The sequence below is a fragment of the Alteromonas sp. NFXS44 genome (assembly GCF_040148705.1).
Lineage (GTDB): Bacteria > Pseudomonadota > Gammaproteobacteria > Enterobacterales > Alteromonadaceae > Alteromonas.
Map to the genome: position 1 here is coordinate 572,254 of NZ_JAGDEA010000001.1, position 17,868 is coordinate 590,121.

Here is a 17,868-nt window from a genome sequence, read left to right on the forward strand (position 1 = left end):
GATTTACCGAAATAAGCGGAAGCGAGGTATTTTTATTATGGTAATTAGTGCTATGCTAACAACAGTTCTGACAACGCATCTTCTCTTTCCAATCAATCACCTTAGTAAACTTCCATGCCGTTTTAAAAACGGATGCAGTGAGGGTTTTGGCGGAATCGCGGGTCAGTGTTTCTTTTCCGGTAATTAAGGCACAGTGATGGACTATAACACTTCTGAATTATGCGATTTATTTGCAGACAGCGTAGATGTGGTCGACCCCATGTTTGTCAGTTATGGCGGACGTTATTCGTTTGGTGGTGAAATCACAACCATTAAGTGTTTTGAAGATCGCGGGTTGATAGACCGCGTACTGGCGCAGCCCGGTGCAGGAAAAGTATTGCTGATTGATGGTGGCGGTTCTACCCGCCGTGCATTACTTGATGCCGCTTCAGCCCAGCTTGCAATCGATAACGACTGGGAAGGCATCGTTTGTTACGGCAGTGTCCGTGAAGTGGATACTCTGGCCGATTTAGACATCGGTATTCTGGCTGTGGCGTCTATTCCGGTTAACGCGGAAACAGAAAGTACCGGTGAAGTGGATGTGCCGGTTAATTTTGGCGGTGTCACCTTCCTGCCGGAAGATCATTTGTATGCCGACAGCACTGGCGTTATTTTGTCGCCGGAGCCGCTGGATATAGACTAAGCCGGCGGGCTTCACTGAGTTTCAGGAAAAAACCTTCCCGGTTTGGCCGGGAAGGTTTTTTTATGGACTTATTTCGTGTTTGCAAACACGTTGTTCAGGTACGCGGCAATGCGGACACCGGCCTGCTGTAAACGGGTTTTTGCTACGGGCAGAAAGTCGTACACATAGTCATAAGACATGTCGTTAGCGTCTTCAGGATAAATAGTATCGCGGATTTCCGTGCTTTCCTTTATCCACACATTGGCATCAATTTGCTGCCAGTCTTTCAGGTTTTTCGTGGTGATTTTCTTATCCAGCCAGTCTGTCCACTCGGTGTAGGACAACTGCTTAGAATCCAGCATCTTCGAGTCCCACACGGTATGCAGGTTACTGTCCTGCCAGAAGAAGCGTACTTTGACCGAGTTTCCGCCTCTGTCAGTCCCGTTACCGGCGTGCAAAGGCTGATGGAGATCGCCAATGATATGCACAATAAAACGTAGCGCGACCTGGCGGTCTTCTCTGCTGGCTTTGGTGTCTTTCAGTACCGTGGTGAAATGCTGAAGTGCCGTGTACGCATCTCCCTGTTCAGGTGCTCCCACCTCATGATATTCATGATCTTCCGGCACAGTGACATAGTGCCAGGGGGGCGAAGTTTTACGCCAGAATTCACCCGGGGCTGAACGCATTTCGTCAGGATACGTAGACGCTTCAGCCAGTGATTCATTTGGCAGAAGCTTAACAATGGCCGCTTTGGCAGCGGGAGTCAGATGTTTTTCAGCTATTGCGCCGGTAACACGGTGACCGGTTTGTCCCCAGCCAAAGGCGGGCAGGCTCGTCATCATGGTCGATGCCAGGCAGAAAGAAAGTGCAATAGTCCGTTTAGCAAACGCCTGCATGAATGTTCCTCTTTTATTTGTTGTTTTGGTGTTGATAGCCCCAGCGCATCATTAATGTCTGATCGACGCCCAGGTGGTCCAGAATTCTGGCTACCACGAAGTCGACCAGGTCGCTGATTTGTTTTGGATTATGATAGAAGCCGGGCGAAGCTGGCATAATTGTCGCGCCGGTTTGTGACAGTTTTAGCATATTTTCCAGATGGATAGACGACAACGGCATTTCACGGGTAACAAGAATAAGTTGTCCCCGTTCTTTTAACACCACGTCGGCCGCACGTTCGATAAGGTTGTCGCTGGCACCCGTTGCTATTGCTGACAATGTGCCGGTTGAACACGGGCACACCACCATCTGTTTAGGTGCTGCAGAACCTGATGCCACAGGTGAAAACCATTCTTCCTTACCACACACACGGATCTGATTTTCACGGGCACCGAAGCGTTCACTGAAAAACGCACTGGCGGCCTCCGGCTTTGAAGGAATTTTCACTTCTTCTTCGGTAGCAAAAACAACTTTCGCGGCTGACGAAATCAGCACAAAAATGTCGTAATCGGCTTTGACCAGTATTTCAAGCAGGCGCATGGCATACGGTGCACCGGACGCACCAGTAATCGCCAGAGTGATGGTTTTATTTGTCATAGCGTTTTCTGCTTCCTCAGGAATGTGTGACTTCAGCATTGGCCAGTGCATCCAGCAACCGTTGGTGAATGCCTTCAAAACCACCGTTGCTCATCACCAGTACATGGTCGCCCGGCCGGCTGATGGATTTCACCTGCTGCACAATACTCTCTACGTCATGATAGCAGTAAGCCGGTGTGTCACTGTGTTTGGCGGTCTCTGCCAGTGACCATTTCATCCCGGCAGGTTCAAACAGCAGCACTTCGTCAGCCTGTTGCCAGCTATTGCCCAGCGTGTGTTCGTGTACGCCCATTTTCATCGTGTTCGAACGGGGTTCCAGAATAGCGATAATGCGGGCTTTACCCACTTTGTTCCGTAAACCCTGAATGGTGGTGGCAATGGCCGTGGGGTGATGGGCAAAGTCATCGTACACCGTAATGTCATTCACGGTGCCTTTGGTTTCCATACGGCGCTTCACGTTTTTAAATGTGGCGAGGGCTTCGATAGCCTGCGCAGTTGCCACTCCGGCATGATGCGCTGCTGCAATAGCCATCAGGGCGTTATTCACGTTGTGCTGGCCCACCAGTGACCAGTTAACAGTACCGGCTTTCTCTCCGCGGAAAAGTACATCAAAAGCACTGCCATCAGGAGTCAGCAGATTGGCTTCCCAGTCTTTTCCGGTAAATTGCTGTTCAGACCAGCAACCTTTTTCCAGTGTGGCCTTCAGCGGTTTGTCTTTTTGCGGTGACAGGATCAGACCATTTTCCGGCACCATGCGAACTAAATGATGGAACTGGGTTTGAATGGCTGCAAGATCAGGGAAAATATCTGCATGATCGAATTCAAGGTTGTTCAGGATCAGCGTACGCGGACGGTAGTGAACAAACTTAGAGCGTTTATCGAAAAAGGCACTGTCGTATTCGTCCGCTTCGATGACAAAGAATGGACTTTCGCCAATGCGGGCAGACACACCGAAGTTCTCCGGAATACCACCAATCAGAAAACCGGGCGCCAGGCCGGCATGCTCAAGGATCCACGCTACCATGCTGGAAGTGGTGGTTTTACCATGGGTGCCGGCGATACCGATCACCCACCGGGAGGTAAGCAGGTTGTCTAACAGCCATTGAGGACCGCTGGTATAGGGAAGATTGCGGTTTAAAACATACTCAACAGCAGGATTGCCCCGCGACATGGCATTGCCGATGATAACCATATCCGGTGCCGGTTCGAACTGAGCGGGGTCATAGCCCTCTGTTAATTCGATGCCCAGCGCTTCCAACTGAGTGCTCATTGGCGGATAAACATTGCGGTCGGAACCGGTCACCTTATGGCCTAGCGATTTGGCGATTGCGGCGATACCACCCATAAAGCTGCCGCAAATGCCGAGAATATGAACGTGCATAAGAATCCTGTGTACGATTAAGGTGGCTACTTTAGCAGAACTCCCGGTGTGCACGCCAATACCAGAGTACGCGGCAATGTAAGAATAAGCCGTTTCCCTGTGGTCCATTCGCGGTTACAATCGTTTTAATTACATTTGCTACCAGCCAGTGGAACGAAAACACCGGCACACAATAATAAAGCAAAGTGATTCAGATTGGCTTTTGGACACTGGCGGGAATGCCGGCGCAAAGCGAATCATTACCCTACATAAATAAACAAGGCTATTGCACACAATGAAACGTTTAAATTCTCAACTACAACAAGACGGCGCTCCTCTTGAGCTTATTTTGCTTATCCGTACATTGCTGGCGGGCTGTAAGGAAATTTCTTTCCGTGTCAGTCAGGGCGCTTTGGCGGGGGTATTAGGTTCGACGTTGAGTGAAAATGTTCAGGGGGAAACCCAAAAGAAGCTGGACGTGATTTCTAACCAGATATTGAAAGATACTTTACGGGATTCTGGCTATGTAAAAGCCATTTCTTCTGAAGAAGAAGACACGGTGGTACCGTGCAACCCTGAAGGCAACTACCTGGTAAGTTTTGACCCGCTGGATGGCTCGTCAAATACTGAAATCAACAGTCTGATTGGTACTATTTTCTCTATCGCCCATGCACCGCAGTGGATGGAGTCCGACGACCCGTCTGCGTTTTTACAGCCCGGTACACAAATGGTTGCTGCCGGTTATGTACTGTATGGTCCGTCAACCATGATGGCGCTGACTACCGGCCGTGGCACACACATTTATACTCTGGATAAAACCCACGGTGGTTTCCTGTTAACGCACCCCAATGTGCAGGTGCCTGAGCAAACATCCGAGTTTTCTATCAACGCATCTAATCAGCGCCACTGGGAAGCGCCGATGAAAGCTTATATTGCTGACTTGCTGGCGGGCACAGACGGTCCCCGTGAAAAGAACTTCAACATGCGCTGGGTGGCGGCGATGGTGGGCGATATTCACCGTCTGCTTTGCCGGGGCGGTATTTTTATGTATCCCTATGACAACCGTAACCCGTCTAAAGCCGGTAAACTGCGTTTATTATACGAAGCCAATCCGATGGCATTTCTGATGGAACAGGCCGGTGGTCTGGCCGATACGGGGACAGGTCGTATCATGGAAGTGATGCCCACCGAAATTCACCAACGCGTACCAGTGATTTTGGGTTCCAAAGAAGAAGTGGAAACGTGCCTGAGCTATCACGCTAAAGCGGAATAGCGCACATTCAGCACAAAAATACTGAAGACTGCTTAAGACTTGGGTCTTAAGCAGTTTTTATTTTACGGTAGTCACCGTATACTTAGGCGCGATTTTGCCGTGAAAGGGAATACAGTGTGTTTGTTTTCCCGGACAAATCCCGTTTTTAATTTAACAAATCAAAGGATTATTTCATGAGCCTTAACAACGTTCCTGCTGGTAAAGATATGCCAGAAGTGGTGAATGTCATCATCGAAATCCCAGCTCACGCTGACCCGGTAAAATATGAAGTAGACAAAGACACCGGTGCAATGTTTGTTGACCGTTTCATGGCTACCTGCATGCACTATCCGGTAAACTACGGCTACGTGAATAACACACTGTCTTTAGACGGTGACCCGGTTGACGTACTGGTTATGACGCCGTTCCCGATCATCAGCGGTTCTGTGATCAAGTGTCGTCCTGTTGGTGTTCTGAACATGACTGACGAGTCAGGTACTGATGCAAAAGTTCTGGCAGTGCCGGTAGACAAGCTGTCTACGATTTACCGCGACGTGAAAGACATCAACGACGTGCCAGAGCTGACTAAACAGCAAATCGAGCACTTCTTCTCTCACTATAAAGATCTGGAGCCTGGCAAGTGGGTTAAGATCGACGGTTGGGCAGATGCAGAAGCAGCGAAAGCTGAAATCGTATCCAGCGCCAAGCGTTACGAAGAAGGCGAATAAGCCTTTCTTTCCGCAGATTGAAAAAGCCCGGTTCGCCGGGCTTTTTAGTGTCTACCGGATAGTGATAACACCGGTGTAGTGACCGGCTTCCGGACTCAACGGCTTACCATTCACTGAAATGCTGGCAGGCGAACCGCCAGCGGACAGAATTGAAGCCCCTTTTTCTATTTGCAGCTCTGATACCAGTGCCGGCGATGTTACCTTCCATACAGAACCTGATTTCAGCGATACTTTGATATCATTCACGCCGTTGTAATGCTGCCGGTTAGCAACGTTGCCAAGGTAGTAATATTCTTCCATGGGGATGTGTGTTTTCTGGCTTCCGTGTTCATTAACATGAATCGCGCTGGTGGCACTGACCGTGCCGGTTAAACTGGCATTCTTATTAAGCGTTATGTTCAGATGGTCTCCGGGCTGACCTCCGGCATATCCGGTGGCATTGAATATATCACCGGTCAGCTTTGTGTCTTCCAGTGTCAGAGAAACTTGCTGTCGTTTATCTGTTGGTGGAGCCGCTGTTTCGTAATCAATACCCGGATAACCTGCCGGTTCATTGAATACCGTATTGAAGTGGATTGCGATCTGAGAGTCCTGTTGCAGACCAACCAGCATATCGTCATTATCTATCATCTGCAGCAGCACGCCGTTTGCCGGTTCAAGCGTACTGTCGCCTTTAACTGTAATATCCACATTACCGTCTTTCAGTAAAAAAACAGCGTTTCCTGTTTTCACCCTTGTTCCGCCATCCAGCACCAGCTTTCCGTCTCCGTGAGACATCCAGCCGGCGAAATCAGAATAAATCGTAGATGTTTTACCCTGACCCTTTATGTCAGTAAACACTGCAGTTTCAGAAGGCTTTACGTCAAAAACGGGCTTGTCATTACCAAAGAAGTCTTTCACGGTTTTGCCGGTGGGAATTTGCTCTCTGGGGTAAATGGCCAGCGGCTCTTTGAAATTTGAAGCTCCGTAGTAAGCATCACCGTCGCGGATAATGCCGGCATAGGTACCGGCATTAATCGTGACGCCATAGTAGAAGTGCTCTGAACCGAGAATATATGTACCGTAACCGCTGCCGTACTGCGGGCTTAACGGGGTTTTCTCACCGGTTAGAGTTAACGAAGAGTCTACAACGGTCAGCAGCATTGCTGCGCCCAGGTCGGTAGACAATACTCCCCAGTTTGCTGCTTCTGCCCGGGTTCTTACCATGGTGAAGGTTGTTTTATTTCCCATCATATTGGTACCCCGGGCACTGCCTGTAATACCCAGTACCCAGGGCGGCGCAACCATAGCAGAAAAATCGGCACTGTTCGGATAGTCTTCGTACAGCTTGCCACCGTCGACTGAAAACTCCGAGTCCTCAATAAGAATATCTGCCCCGCCAAAGGCATAAAAAGCAAGTCTGGCGACGCCGCCTACTTCAATTTCAGAATCTGTGACAGTGAGTTTCGCGCCATTGTAAGCGGCGAATACGGCTCCGTATCCGCTGAAATCACTGCTGTCCAGACCGTTGCTGTCTGAGCTGAATTTAAATACGGCATTTGATACATGGTATTCAATATCACCGTCTGCCATGATGCCATTAAAATTACCGCTGTCAGATTCAATCACCAGACCAGACGCTGCTTCTGCATCATAGTTGCCAGCGGAGATTGCTTGTGTTACCGAGCGGCTGGTATCCATGCCGTCACCGTTTATCAGAAGGGCGGTGCGGAAGTTATCAACGCCCCGGTCAGTCTTGCCTGCGGGGCTTTGATGAAAGCGGGATGTGATAACGAGTTCGACATTTTTATACGTGCCGGGCTTCATTGCCGTCTCAACACCGTTAACGAGCATCGTAACTGCTTTCCCCGGTCTGATAATTTCCGCCCCCGGCGCGATAATCAGAGTACTTAAGCGGGTATTTTGAAACACCGGCTTTACTTCACCGGCTTTGAGAACGAGTGAATCCGCAGTTTGCTCAAGTGCAATGCATGACATCGTGAAGAAGGCTGCACCTGTCAGTGCCGTTTTGAGTGTGTAATGCATTAAAAGATTCCTTTCGTTGAGGTAGCAGCTGCGACAATAATTTCGCTGTTATTTTCTTTCCTGATAATGCGCGGAACTGACGGTAAGTCAGACTGCACGGTGGCCATCACTTTGACACCGGGTTGCGGCGCTATTCTGTCCAGCACAGCGGGATCTGTGATTACAACGGTGCTGTCTTCTGTAGCATGCCACAGGCTGTCTTCATTGACAGAAAGCGTGACATTTTGCATCGCGCCATGAAGGCTGCTGCCGGCCTTTAAGCTGACTGCCAGTGATCGTTCTGAATCTTCATTGATGATATTTCCGCTAAGCTGGCTGGCAGAAATGGTTACCGCTGAGCCGGGGACAGGTTTGCCTGCGGTTCGCGTTCTGTGTGGGTCATCGTTAATTTTTGCCTGTATCAGCCGTCCGTTACCGGCGATGATTTCCGTACCGGTGAGAGTAATGTCTGCATTGGCACTTTTTATCAAAAGTGCCGTTCCCTGACTGACGTGTTTGCCGCCTTCTATGATCAGCTTGCCTTGCTCCATCGGGTTGCCCATAACCGAATGAATCATCATCACATTTTCGCCCGACGAAGATGTTGAGGCGTTAAGTTGCATTTCTGCTGCACCGGCAATAACACCCGTATAGGTGGCTGAGTGAAGTTCGGATGAATTGATAACGACTCTCGCTCCGAAATCCGCATAGGCACCGTATCCGGAGTTATTTACATTGACGGTACTGTCGTTCACTTCCAGATAAGCTTCTCCGCCGGAAGCATCGGTGGACAATGCACCCCAGCCATCGGCCTCAAACGTGCAATTATAAAAATAACTGCGGGCGTTACTCATTGTGAGATGAGTTCTGGCTGTCCCCGTTATACCCAGCGGTGCCGGTGGCTCTTTCATGCCCGGACCAATAACAGGAACATAATCATCAGGCAGTTTGCCGCCATGGGAAACAAAATGGCTGTTGAAAGCTTTTAGTGTGGCCCGTTCCGCGGAAACCAGTGCGCTGGAAATCACGCCTGAGGTTTCAATGCTTGAGTCGTATATTGAGACGATTCCCTCTGCGGCGAGTAAGCCAGCTCCTTTGGCCAGAAAGTCATTACTACCACCGCCATCTGAGGAAATGTTCATATCGCGGATGGTGACATTCGATTTAACTCCGGTAACCAGTACCGGGTTCACATCAGCTTCGCTATTCGACACGGACAGATGTGAAACCGTACTTTGCGATAGCGAGGTATCGTTCCCTTTGTTTATCCGTCCGGTAACGGTAAGACGGTCATTGTCGATATGCAGTATGGACTGATACTGCGTATCTTTAATTGAAGGCATGGCAGGCGGCGGGCCGGGCATGGCTTCCTGAGCTGTGCTGTTGAACGCCGTGGTCGCCAGCGCCAGTGAGAGTGCTGCAGCGGCTAAACTTCGCGAAAATCCTGATTCAGAAAAGAGCATAATAATTCCTTGTTGAAAACGATGGCCCGCGCCGGCAGGCCGGAAAGTGAAATCAGAAGCGGTAATTCGCCGTAATACCGAATTCTCTTGGTGCACCCGGAATGGAATAACCAACGAAATAGGCGGTCTTGATGGCTTCATCCGCGATGTTTTTGACGAAGGCAGAAACAGACAGGTTGTCGTCTGCGCTATGCCAGGTCACAGTGAAGTCTCCGGTGAGATAACCCTCCTGCAATGCTGCAGGCTGATTGCTGGGAGCCACGTATTGTTCTGATACATATCTGATGTCAAGGCGCGGGACGACATACCAGCCTCCTTCGCCTTCCAGCAATAATTCATAGCCACCTTTCAGTGTCCATTCAGGAGAGTGGGGGAGACGTTCTCCGTTGAAATTCAGTGCTGTGGTACTGAGTGCTGCACAGGTCGCGTCTGCTTCACCGGCATAGCCGAAAGGATTCAGGCAGAGATCTGAGGTAATTTCAGAATTAAGGTAAGCCAGCGACAGATTCAGTGTGCTGTATTCTGTCGGAGCCGCCAGCAATTCAAATTCCCCGCCCCAGTTCGTAGCATCAGCATTGTAAAAAACGAGATTCGGCCCGGTGGCTGTGATAAAGAAATCGACGATCTGGAAGTCTTCGTAGTCGTAATAAAACAGGCTGGAATTCAACTGTAATCTGTTGTCCAGAAGCCGTGTTTTTATGCCGGCTTCATAAGACAGCAGATCCTCCGGCACGATGGTGTCGCCGTTAAACGGATTTACCCCGCCGGGCCTGAATCCGGTAGCTGCCTGAGCAAACAGTAACGTATCTTCAGACACGTTATGCTCGATACCCAGCTTCCAGTCGAAAAAGTTATCTTCCCGTACGCCGGTATACAGGTTTACCGGCGGCGGAGCTGTGCCCTGAGCCTTCCGTGAGTCTTTGGTATAACGGGCGCCGGTGGTCAGCCGCCAGTCGTCACTTAAAGGGAATGTTGCCTGTGCAAAAATAGCATCAGAATCGCCGGTGTTATTGCTGAACTCAGCGGTGTCAGCAACAGAGCCGTCCGTGTTCAGTTCAAATGCTTCTGTATACTGCTCATAATCATAATGATAGTAGCCAAATACCCATTCAACCGGTGCGCCGGGTAAGCTGGCGTAACGAATTTCCAGCGCATTCTGTTCCACATTTTTCGGGTCATATCCACTTGAACCACGTCCGCCGAAAAAGCCCTCGTTAGTCCCCGAAGCCTCCTGATAGGATGGCAGAATAGTGAGTGTTCCTGCTCCCAGTTTCCAGTCGGCTTTCAGGTAGTATTTGTCTGCCGTGTAGTCCTGTCCGTCACCAATGTCCGGATCGGCTGTTGTGAAGTAAAGTCCGGCGTCCCAGTTACTGTCTTCCACACCGCCACTTCCCATACCACCCAGATGAATGCGGTCGTATCCTGCCAGAATACGCAGGTCATCATTGGGTTGATAAAGCAGCTTGATACGTTGACCATCGCCGCTCATATCCGCATGCCCGTTAGATAAATAACCATCGCGACCAACGCCTGTTGCGGCAACGCGGACAGCCAGAGTGTCTGACAGGGGGATATTGATGGCGCCTTCAGCCCGTTTAAAGCTGTAATTTCCCAGGCTCCCGGTGACATGACCTTTTACTTCATCCAGAGTGGGATCTTTGGAAATAAAGTTAACGACGCCTGCAGTGGCATTTCTTCCATACAATGTTCCCTGGGGGCCGCGCATTACCTCCACACGGTCAAGGTCGTAAAAGCCCAGCAGGCCGGCTTCCGCACGGATGGAGTACACTTCGTCATAATTGGTAGAAACCGAACTTTCCCCTACGCCCGGCGGTAAGTCTGAGCCCAGGCCGCGAATGGCGATCACCTGACCCCGCGCTGCGCCCTGTACTTCCACACCGGCCACATTCGACAGAATATCGCTGGCAGAGACCCTCGCAGCCTGTGAAATTTGTTCTTCATCTACGACTGCCATACTGGCGGGCACTTCCTGTATGGACTTCACGGTTTTGGACGACGTGACAATGATGGTTTCAATTTCGCCTGAATTTTCAGGGGAAGTTTGTGCATGTGCCTGAGAAAAAGCACAGGTTATCGCTGAGGCAAGCAGCGTTAAGGTCAGGCAGGGTGGCTTAAATAAGTGCGTCATGGGTGTGTTCCTTGTTGTTCTTTGATGCGGTAGTTACTGTGTTTTGTTGTGCCACTGGCAAAGTGACGGTAAAGGTGGTGATGTTGTCGTGACTGCGGACGCTGACAGCGCCTTTGTACTCAGTAACGATTTTCTTAACGATTGTCAGTCCGAGACCGGCGTGACTGTTTGTGGTGTCACGGGCCGGGTCGGCTCTGTAGAAACGATCAAACATGCAGCGCAGGGTTTCTGCGGACAGTGTTGGCCCGGCATTAATGACATCAATGACGAGCTGACCCGGCAATGAAGCGCAGGCAGAGGACTGAATGACGATGTCAGTATCAGGTTCCCCGTAAGTAACCGCGTTACTGAGTAAGTTGATAAAGAGTTGCTGAAGAGGAATTGCATCAATTTCCAGTAAGGTGCCGGCAGTCACATTGATAAGTTGCATGCCTTTGAGTGCAGCCTGCTCCTGCAACTGGAAAATACACAGGTCAACCGTAGCGGCGCACGGGGCCGGGGTTTCCTGCCGGCGTTCCAGTGACTCCTCCAGTTGTGCCAGAGACAATAGTGACTCGCTCAGGATGCACAGGCGATCTGTTCTGGTAGATATGTCCTCCAGGGTCATTCTGTACTCATCAGCGGAACGCGGACGGGAAAGCGATGTTTGAATGCTGGTGCGTATCGCTGCCAGCGGTGTTCTCAGTTCATGCGCCGCATCTGCAACAAATTGCTTTTGCTTGCAAAAAGCAGTGTCCAGTCTGGCGAAAGTCTCGTTAAGTACGCCGGCAAGCTTACCTATTTCATCTTTCGTGTTATCTACGCTGATATGGCGGCTGATGGTATCCGCTGATATAGCGGAAGCCTGACAAGCCAGGGATTCCAGCGGGGAAATAATCGTATCCGTAATGCGTCTTACACCCCAGATAACAGCGACAAGCAATGCAGTACCTAACATCGCTAACTGTTGGATCCAGGCTATCTGTTCAGCATACACAGGCTCTGACGACTGACCTACCAGCACGATGTCATCAGACGCCGTTACCTGATACGCTTCTCTTTCGCTTTCCTGCCATCTGAACAGAACCGGTCCTTTGTCTGTGACTTCTGGCAATGATGCTGTAGCGGGGACATTCCGGCTCGCTACCAGACGCTTTCCTTTTGAATCCCAGACAATGAAGTAAGCTTTCTCTTTCACCCAGCCTTCAGAAAACTGTTCGCTGCCGGGGCCAAGAAGCAGATCGTTAAGGCTTTGGGTTCTGGAATCATAAACTTTTGCCGTTTTATGCGGGGGCACTTGCCAGTCAGCTTTAGGTTTGTTGAACTCAAGACTGTCTCTGGCTGCGAAGTGAACGGCGGCAAGTTTATGTGTCAAAGACGAGTCTATGCTGTTCATTCTCGCCTTATCATCAATAATGCAAAGACTGATACCCGCTACCAGAAGAATGATGGTAAACAGGCACGACATCCATAGCTGAAGACGAAACCGGATAGAATGGCCCATCACAAGTCATCTCCGATGAAGTAACCCAGTCCTCTGCGGGTTCGTATCAGTTCAGCTCCCAGTTTTTTGCGCACACTGGAGATATGTACGTCAATCAGATTGGAAATCGTGTCGTCTTTTTCGTCGAACAGGTGTTCATAGAGTTCCGTTCGTGTAACGGTGTGACCTTTACGGCAGGCCAGGTGCGCGAAAATCACATATTCCCTGGCAGTGAGGTGAATTTCTTCACCGGAACGGGTGACGCGTTTGGCCTGTGTATCCAGACAAACATCATTTATTTCTATGATTTGTGATGAATGACCCTGTGACCGCCGTATTACAGCCCGCAGTCTTGCCAGCAGTTCGTATAAATCAAAGGGTTTAGTGATATAATCATCGGCTCCGCTGTCCAGCCCCGTAATTCGTTCTTTCAGACCGTCCAGTGCCGTTAACATAATTACCGGTACATGACTGAAGCGACGGATTCGCTCCAGCACTTTCCAGCCGGAGCAACCGGGCAGCATAATGTCCAGAATGACTGCGTCGTAACTCCAGTTTTCGGCATGATAGACGGCGCTGTCTCCGTCGCTGGCAGTATCTACGGCGTAACACTCTTCACACAACGCCCGTGAAAGGCTGCTGCATAGCAGTTCTTCATCTTCTACAAGAAGTATTCTCATTGGTTGCTCCTCTTGTCAGGCGTTGTTGCATTTGTGTTAAATGCAACGTTACGCCGGATTCCATTAAGCTGGGATTAAGACGGTTGTTAAGTTAATAGTTTGTTAACCATAACTAGTCTGCGACGCCGCATGGATATTGGAAATTTGGAATTATCAATAGTGATATTTGATGTGGCGGATAGGGGATACGGGGTCGGGAGCGATCCTCCCGGACGGCTTGTATTTGCCGGATCTCCTTGTTTGTGGATCAGGATTAGTAGGATTATTTCCACAAGCCAAACTTTTGTGGTATTGGTGGAAAGCAATCAAAAAAGCGTTGACTATTTATTATTGTCGAATTGATAGACACCGTATGGTTTCTGCGCTGCGTTGGTATCAAAGGCTTTAATCTGTTGGCGCCGGAGGGGACTGGTAATTCAGTCATCAACGCCATGTATACAAACAATGCACAAAGTTATCCACAGCCTTGTGCATAAAAAAGACTTGATTTGCGGGTAAAAATGATCAAAGCGATCCCCGGATCAAACCGGAGGACAAATGTTTTCGCGGCTGATTGTGTTCCCGGTGTGTACTTTGGAATAAATTTGGGGTTCAGGCCGGGTAGTTTGGACAACCCGGAGCTATGCTTTAGTTCAGGGTTTGTATATGATTTCAGAGCAGACTGTGAAATCCGTTGAACGCGCGGATTTGGCGTCCGGCTGCCGGAGATTAATGTGAGTTCAGATATTCAGAAGTTGCAGCAGCAAATTGCATTGTTGCAGAGAAAATTGAGTCGTGAGCAGCTGGCGCGTACGGCGGCTGAAGACATGCTCAATAATTACTCCCGCGATGCCTATCTGGCAAATCAAAACCTGCGCCGTGCTCTCAGCGAAACCCGCGCTATATATCATCAGTTGCTGTCTCAACTTCCTGACAGTGAGGCTGATACATTTAAGCAATCAGCCAAGCCTTCCTCTGACAGCATAGCCATGGTGGACCGTATGACACTGCTTAGTCAGCTTGCTGCGGGTATTGCTCATGAAATTAATAACCCCATCGGCTTTATTAAAAGTAACTGTGAAATTCAGGAATATATGCTGAAAGATGTGTTCGATGCCTGGGATGAACTTAAGGATGAGTTAAATAAGGGCGGCACCTGTGCAGCCACATTACCCGCTGACATGGAGTTGAAATACTTGCTGCGGGATGTGAGAGAAATGCTTTCAGACATGCAAAAATCATCTCTGGAAGGCGCTAACCGTATTGCTGAAATTGTTTCCTCACTGCAGATTTTTTCTTCTCCGGTTACCGTGGAACGTAACTGGGAAGATGTAGATGAGCTTCTTGAGTTTGGTCTGGAGGATATCATCAAGCGGATTCCTGCAAATGTTTCTCTTAATTTCGATGCGTCGGATTCCCGCTCGCAGGTACTGGTTAACAGGAAACAGATCAGGCAGGTGCTTGAGGCAGTAGTTGAAAACGCAATTGATGCCTGTGTATCCGGCGGCACAATCAGTATCGCTGTTGCTGATCTGCCTGGCGCAGTTAAAGTGTTTATAAAAGACAATGGTGAAGGAATAAAGCCTGAGCACATGCCATTAATTTTTACGCCTTTCTTTACCACCCGTCCTCCCGGAAGCGGCACAGGTCTCGGTCTTTCTGTGGCACAGGCTTTGATGGAATCTCATAATGGCTGGATAGATATTCAGAGCGATATAGGTTCAGGAACCACTGTGACCCTCAATTTCCCTCTGCAGTGATAACTCTATGTATTTACATTAGTAAATGCTGACTTTTCAAAACCTGTTCCGGGCTGTAAACTTCGTTCCCTGTATTTTTTTTAAGGTCAATTACTCGAAAGTCTAAATATAGGCTAAGGTTAATGTGACCCTTAACCAATTTCTGAGAACGCAGGGATGTGAGTCAATTATATGCGAAATAATCAACCGGTTACCCAGAAGCTTTACACCATTCCTCAGCACTACCGGCTCATTTCATCTACCGATAAACGTGGTGTGATATCGCACTGCAATGATGAGTTCGTTGAAGTCAGTGGTTTCAGCCGTGATGAACTGATTGGAAAAAACCATAATATTGTGCGCCATCCTGACATGCCGCCCGGTGTATTCCGTGAAATGTGGGATACCTTGTCTGCCGGGAATATCTGGATGGGACTGGTAAAAAACCGGCGCAAGAACGGAGATCATTACTGGGTTTCGGCGTTCGTGACCCCGGTTTTTGAAAATTCTCAGATCACGGGTTATGAATCAGTACGTGTGCCGGCCTTGCCGGACGAAATTGCCCGTGCAGAATACCGTTACGAGCGGCTACGTGAAGGTAAGTCCAGTACGTCAGCCGGTGAACTGGCCGTTCACTACATGAAAAATTACCTGCCTTTTATCGTAATGGGGCTTATTACCGTAGCGGCCTTATTTGCCACAGCGGGTGTGTTGCCGGCTGTTCTCGCTGCCGCAGGTTTCGCGCTGTGCAGTTTCTGGATGGCCTCTAAAATTAAAGGTGACTGGCAGGCGCTTATTGATATTTCTCCGGACAGCTATTCGAATCCGGTGGTATCGCAAACCTATTTTGCCGACTTCGGTAACCGGTCACGTGCGAAACTGGTTCTGGGGTGTGAGCTTGCGCGAAGCCGCACAGCCCTTGCCCGCATTCAGGATGCCGCCGGGGGGTTGGATACGATTGCCAACACCACCCATCAACAGGCCGAAATAACCAGTACCGCTGTAGTGCAGCAAAACGAGGCAACGCAAAACATTGCTTCAGCCGTTAACGAGATGTCCCAGGCTATTCAAAGTGTATCAGAGCGGGTTGATATGAATGCCGACAGCGCACGCTCTGCTTCTAAAAATGTGGAAGCCGGTAATCAGAAAGCGGACGAAGCGTTATCTGCCATCATGGCACTTAAAGAAGCGGTCAGTTCTATTTCGGTCACCGTGCAGGAACTGGCGCAGTCAACGAATGATATTGGTGAAGCTGCCAGTTTAATATCAACCATTGCTGAACAGACAAACCTGCTGGCACTGAACGCCGCCATTGAAGCTGCACGCGCCGGCGAGCAGGGACGAGGCTTCGCTGTAGTTGCTGATGAAGTGCGTTCACTGGCGTCAAAAACCAGAGAGTCCACAGATAAAATTCATAATATTATCCATGTTCTGGCTGAGCGGTCAGAACGGGCTGTCAGAGTATCCAATGACGGTATGGCATCAGCTGAGCAGGGCACGGCCATTGTAGAAGATACCCGCAAGACACTGGCAGACATTAATCAGGCCGTGAGTGTTATTGCAGATCAAACCTTCGAAATGGCCTCCGCTGTAGAGCAGCAAAGTTCTGTGGCAGAACACATCAATCAGCAGGTCGTAGAAATTGCCGATGGTGCCAAAGATACCCAGCGGGCATCTGAATCATCTTTAGATGCCAGCCAGCGTCTGCGTAAAACCGTTAACGAAGTACACTCGGTTATCACCCGCTTTACCAACAAGCGGAATGTGGTGTAACCCGCTTTCAGTTTTTACTGTTTGCCTGTAGCTTTACCACTTCTGCTGATTCGGCGTCGAGGACGTCATCAGCAGAAGCGCCTTTGAGCAATTTGCCGACGGCATCTTTATTCTTTGCCAGCATGACAGACAGATTCTCAATCACGTCGTCTTCCAGCTTGATACCTTTCGCACCGATGTAAGCAGCCAGATTGTCTGCCGCATCCAGCATTTTGTCATACTGATCAGCTTCCTTCTTGTCTGTAGTGACCAACTTTTCTGCCCCTTTATGCGAAACAACATATTGCACTGTAATAGCCATGATGGTTCTCCGATGTCGAACGTAAAATGAAATTTAATTTTAACCTGATTCATAATTACTGTATAAATAAACAGTATCTGAGGCAACTGTTTTTTGTACTATGTTGAGAATTATTCCGGTTATTGCACAGGCTGGTATCACCGGCTTCGAGTCCCCGGCAGCCGAATACCGTCAGCTCGGGCTTGATCTCGACGAGCTGCTTATCGACCATCCTACTGCTACATTTATTGGCCAGGCACAGGGAGAGTCGATGACCGGCGTGGGCATATTCGATGGCGATTTACTCATTGTCGACCGCGCTGCTGCACCCACTTCGCTGGATGTAGTGGTGGCTAATTTGAATGGTGTGTTTGTGTGTAAGCTGTTCGATCGCAAAGCTATGGTTCTGGTATCGCCCGGCAAACATCAGCAACCTTACGTGTTGGGGGAGGGAGATACCTTCGAAGAAGAAGGCATTGTTGTCCGTTCTGTCAGAATGCATCGCTATACCAGGCAGTTAAGACAATGTTTGCGTTAGTCGATGCCAACGGCTTTTATGCGTCCGCCGAAAAGGTGTTTGACCCTGCCATCCGTGACAAACCTGTGGTAGTGCTGACAAACAACGACGGCTGCATTTGTGCGTTGTGCGATAAGGCCAAAGCCCTCGGCGTAAAGAAATTCGGCCCGTACTACAAGGTACAGAAACTGCTGGAACAAAAAGGGGCAGTGATCAGGTCGTCTAATTATGAACTTACAGTAGGGAAATAATTTAGACATCACATGTTGTAATGTTTCAGGTTGTATA

General features: G+C 49.4%; 15 protein-coding genes and 1 pseudogene. 7 read left to right on the plus strand and 9 right to left on the minus strand.

Annotation, left to right across the window (positions count from 1 at the left end; translation table 11 throughout):
- Positions 1-196 precede the first annotated feature (196 nt).
- Positions 197-682: a ribonuclease E activity regulator RraA gene (gene rraA / locus J3369_RS02480; protein ID WP_349583415.1), complete on the plus strand. Its 486-nt coding sequence runs from the start codon at positions 197-199 to the stop codon at positions 680-682.
- A gap of 68 nt (positions 683-750) precedes the next feature.
- Here the strand turns inward: rraA and J3369_RS02485 are convergent, their stop codons facing one another.
- From J3369_RS02485 to mpl, 3 genes are read right to left on the minus strand one after another with little or no spacing between them, the layout of a single operon-like run.
- Positions 751-1,557, minus strand: coding sequence for a S1/P1 nuclease (locus tag J3369_RS02485; RefSeq protein WP_349583418.1), 807 nt, complete (start codon positions 1,555-1,557; stop codon positions 751-753).
- Between the two features lie 13 nt (positions 1,558-1,570).
- Positions 1,571-2,233 carry a flavin prenyltransferase UbiX gene (locus J3369_RS02490; protein WP_349583421.1) on the minus strand — a complete coding sequence of 221 codons (663 nt, stop codon included), beginning with the start codon at positions 2,231-2,233 and terminating at the stop codon, positions 1,571-1,573.
- Entirely contained in the window at positions 2,211-3,575 is a 1,365-nt protein-coding gene (gene mpl / locus J3369_RS02495; RefSeq protein ID WP_349583424.1) for a UDP-N-acetylmuramate:L-alanyl-gamma-D-glutamyl-meso-diaminopimelate ligase, read from the minus strand. Before mpl ends, J3369_RS02490 begins: the two co-directional genes overlap by 23 nt.
- A 274-nt stretch (positions 3,576-3,849) precedes the next feature.
- Here mpl and J3369_RS02500 point away from each other — a divergent pair, with 274 nt between their 5' ends.
- Positions 3,850-4,827 (plus strand): class 1 fructose-bisphosphatase, encoded by a 978-nt coding sequence (locus J3369_RS02500; protein WP_349583427.1) that lies wholly within the window; start codon positions 3,850-3,852, stop codon positions 4,825-4,827.
- A gap of 173 nt (positions 4,828-5,000) precedes the next feature.
- Positions 5,001-5,534, plus strand: coding sequence for an inorganic diphosphatase (ppa, locus tag J3369_RS02505; protein ID WP_303573571.1), 534 nt, complete (start codon positions 5,001-5,003; stop codon positions 5,532-5,534).
- A gap of 51 nt (positions 5,535-5,585) precedes the next feature.
- Here the strand turns inward: ppa and J3369_RS02510 are convergent, their stop codons facing one another.
- The 5 genes from J3369_RS02510 to J3369_RS02530 are packed head-to-tail and all read right to left on the minus strand — an operon-like array spanning position 5,586 to position 13,292.
- Positions 5,586-7,559 (minus strand): hypothetical protein, encoded by a 1,974-nt coding sequence (locus tag J3369_RS02510; protein WP_349583430.1) that lies wholly within the window; start codon positions 7,557-7,559, stop codon positions 5,586-5,588.
- Positions 7,559-9,001 carry a hypothetical protein gene (locus J3369_RS02515; RefSeq protein ID WP_349583433.1) on the minus strand — a complete coding sequence of 481 codons (1,443 nt, stop codon included), beginning with the start codon at positions 8,999-9,001 and terminating at the stop codon, positions 7,559-7,561. Before J3369_RS02515 ends, J3369_RS02510 begins: the two co-directional genes overlap by 1 nt.
- 52 nt (positions 9,002-9,053) lie before the next feature.
- The gene (locus J3369_RS02520) at positions 9,054-11,150 is read right to left on the minus strand and encodes a TonB-dependent receptor (protein ID WP_349583436.1); all 2,097 of its coding nucleotides are present in this window, start codon (positions 11,148-11,150) and stop codon (positions 9,054-9,056) included.
- Complete coding sequence (locus J3369_RS02525; protein WP_349583713.1) at positions 11,134-12,633, minus strand: ATP-binding protein; 1,500 nt, start codon at positions 12,631-12,633, stop codon at positions 11,134-11,136. The genes J3369_RS02520 and J3369_RS02525 overlap by 17 nt, the downstream gene beginning before the upstream one ends.
- Complete coding sequence (locus J3369_RS02530; protein WP_349583438.1) at positions 12,633-13,292, minus strand: response regulator transcription factor; 660 nt, start codon at positions 13,290-13,292, stop codon at positions 12,633-12,635. The genes J3369_RS02525 and J3369_RS02530 overlap by 1 nt, the downstream gene beginning before the upstream one ends.
- A 713-nt stretch (positions 13,293-14,005) precedes the next feature.
- Between J3369_RS02530 and J3369_RS02535 the strand changes: the two genes are divergently transcribed.
- Both J3369_RS02535 and J3369_RS02540 read left to right on the plus strand, forming a co-directional pair.
- Positions 14,006-15,031, plus strand: a complete 1,026-nt coding sequence (locus J3369_RS02535) for a sensor histidine kinase (protein ID WP_349583441.1) — start codon at positions 14,006-14,008, stop codon at positions 15,029-15,031.
- 171 nt (positions 15,032-15,202) lie between these two features.
- On the plus strand, positions 15,203-16,783 hold the full coding sequence (locus J3369_RS02540) for a methyl-accepting chemotaxis protein (protein WP_349583444.1): 1,581 nt from the start codon (positions 15,203-15,205) through the stop codon (positions 16,781-16,783).
- 7 nt (positions 16,784-16,790) lie between these two features.
- Here J3369_RS02540 and J3369_RS02545 read toward each other — a convergent pair whose 3' ends face one another.
- Positions 16,791-17,084: a YebG family protein gene (locus J3369_RS02545; RefSeq protein ID WP_349583447.1), complete on the minus strand. Its 294-nt coding sequence runs from the start codon at positions 17,082-17,084 to the stop codon at positions 16,791-16,793.
- A 100-nt stretch (positions 17,085-17,184) separates the two neighbouring features.
- On the opposite strand from J3369_RS02545, the gene J3369_RS02550 reads away from it, so the two are divergent.
- Both J3369_RS02550 and J3369_RS02555 read left to right on the plus strand, forming a co-directional pair.
- Entirely contained in the window at positions 17,185-17,601 is a 417-nt protein-coding gene (locus J3369_RS02550; protein ID WP_119499814.1) for a S24 family peptidase, read from the plus strand.
- A pseudogene (locus J3369_RS02555) lies at positions 17,589-17,816 on the plus strand (Y-family DNA polymerase); the annotation flags it as partial. The gene J3369_RS02550 and the pseudogene J3369_RS02555, both read left to right, overlap by 13 nt.
- Positions 17,817-17,868 lie beyond the last annotated feature (52 nt).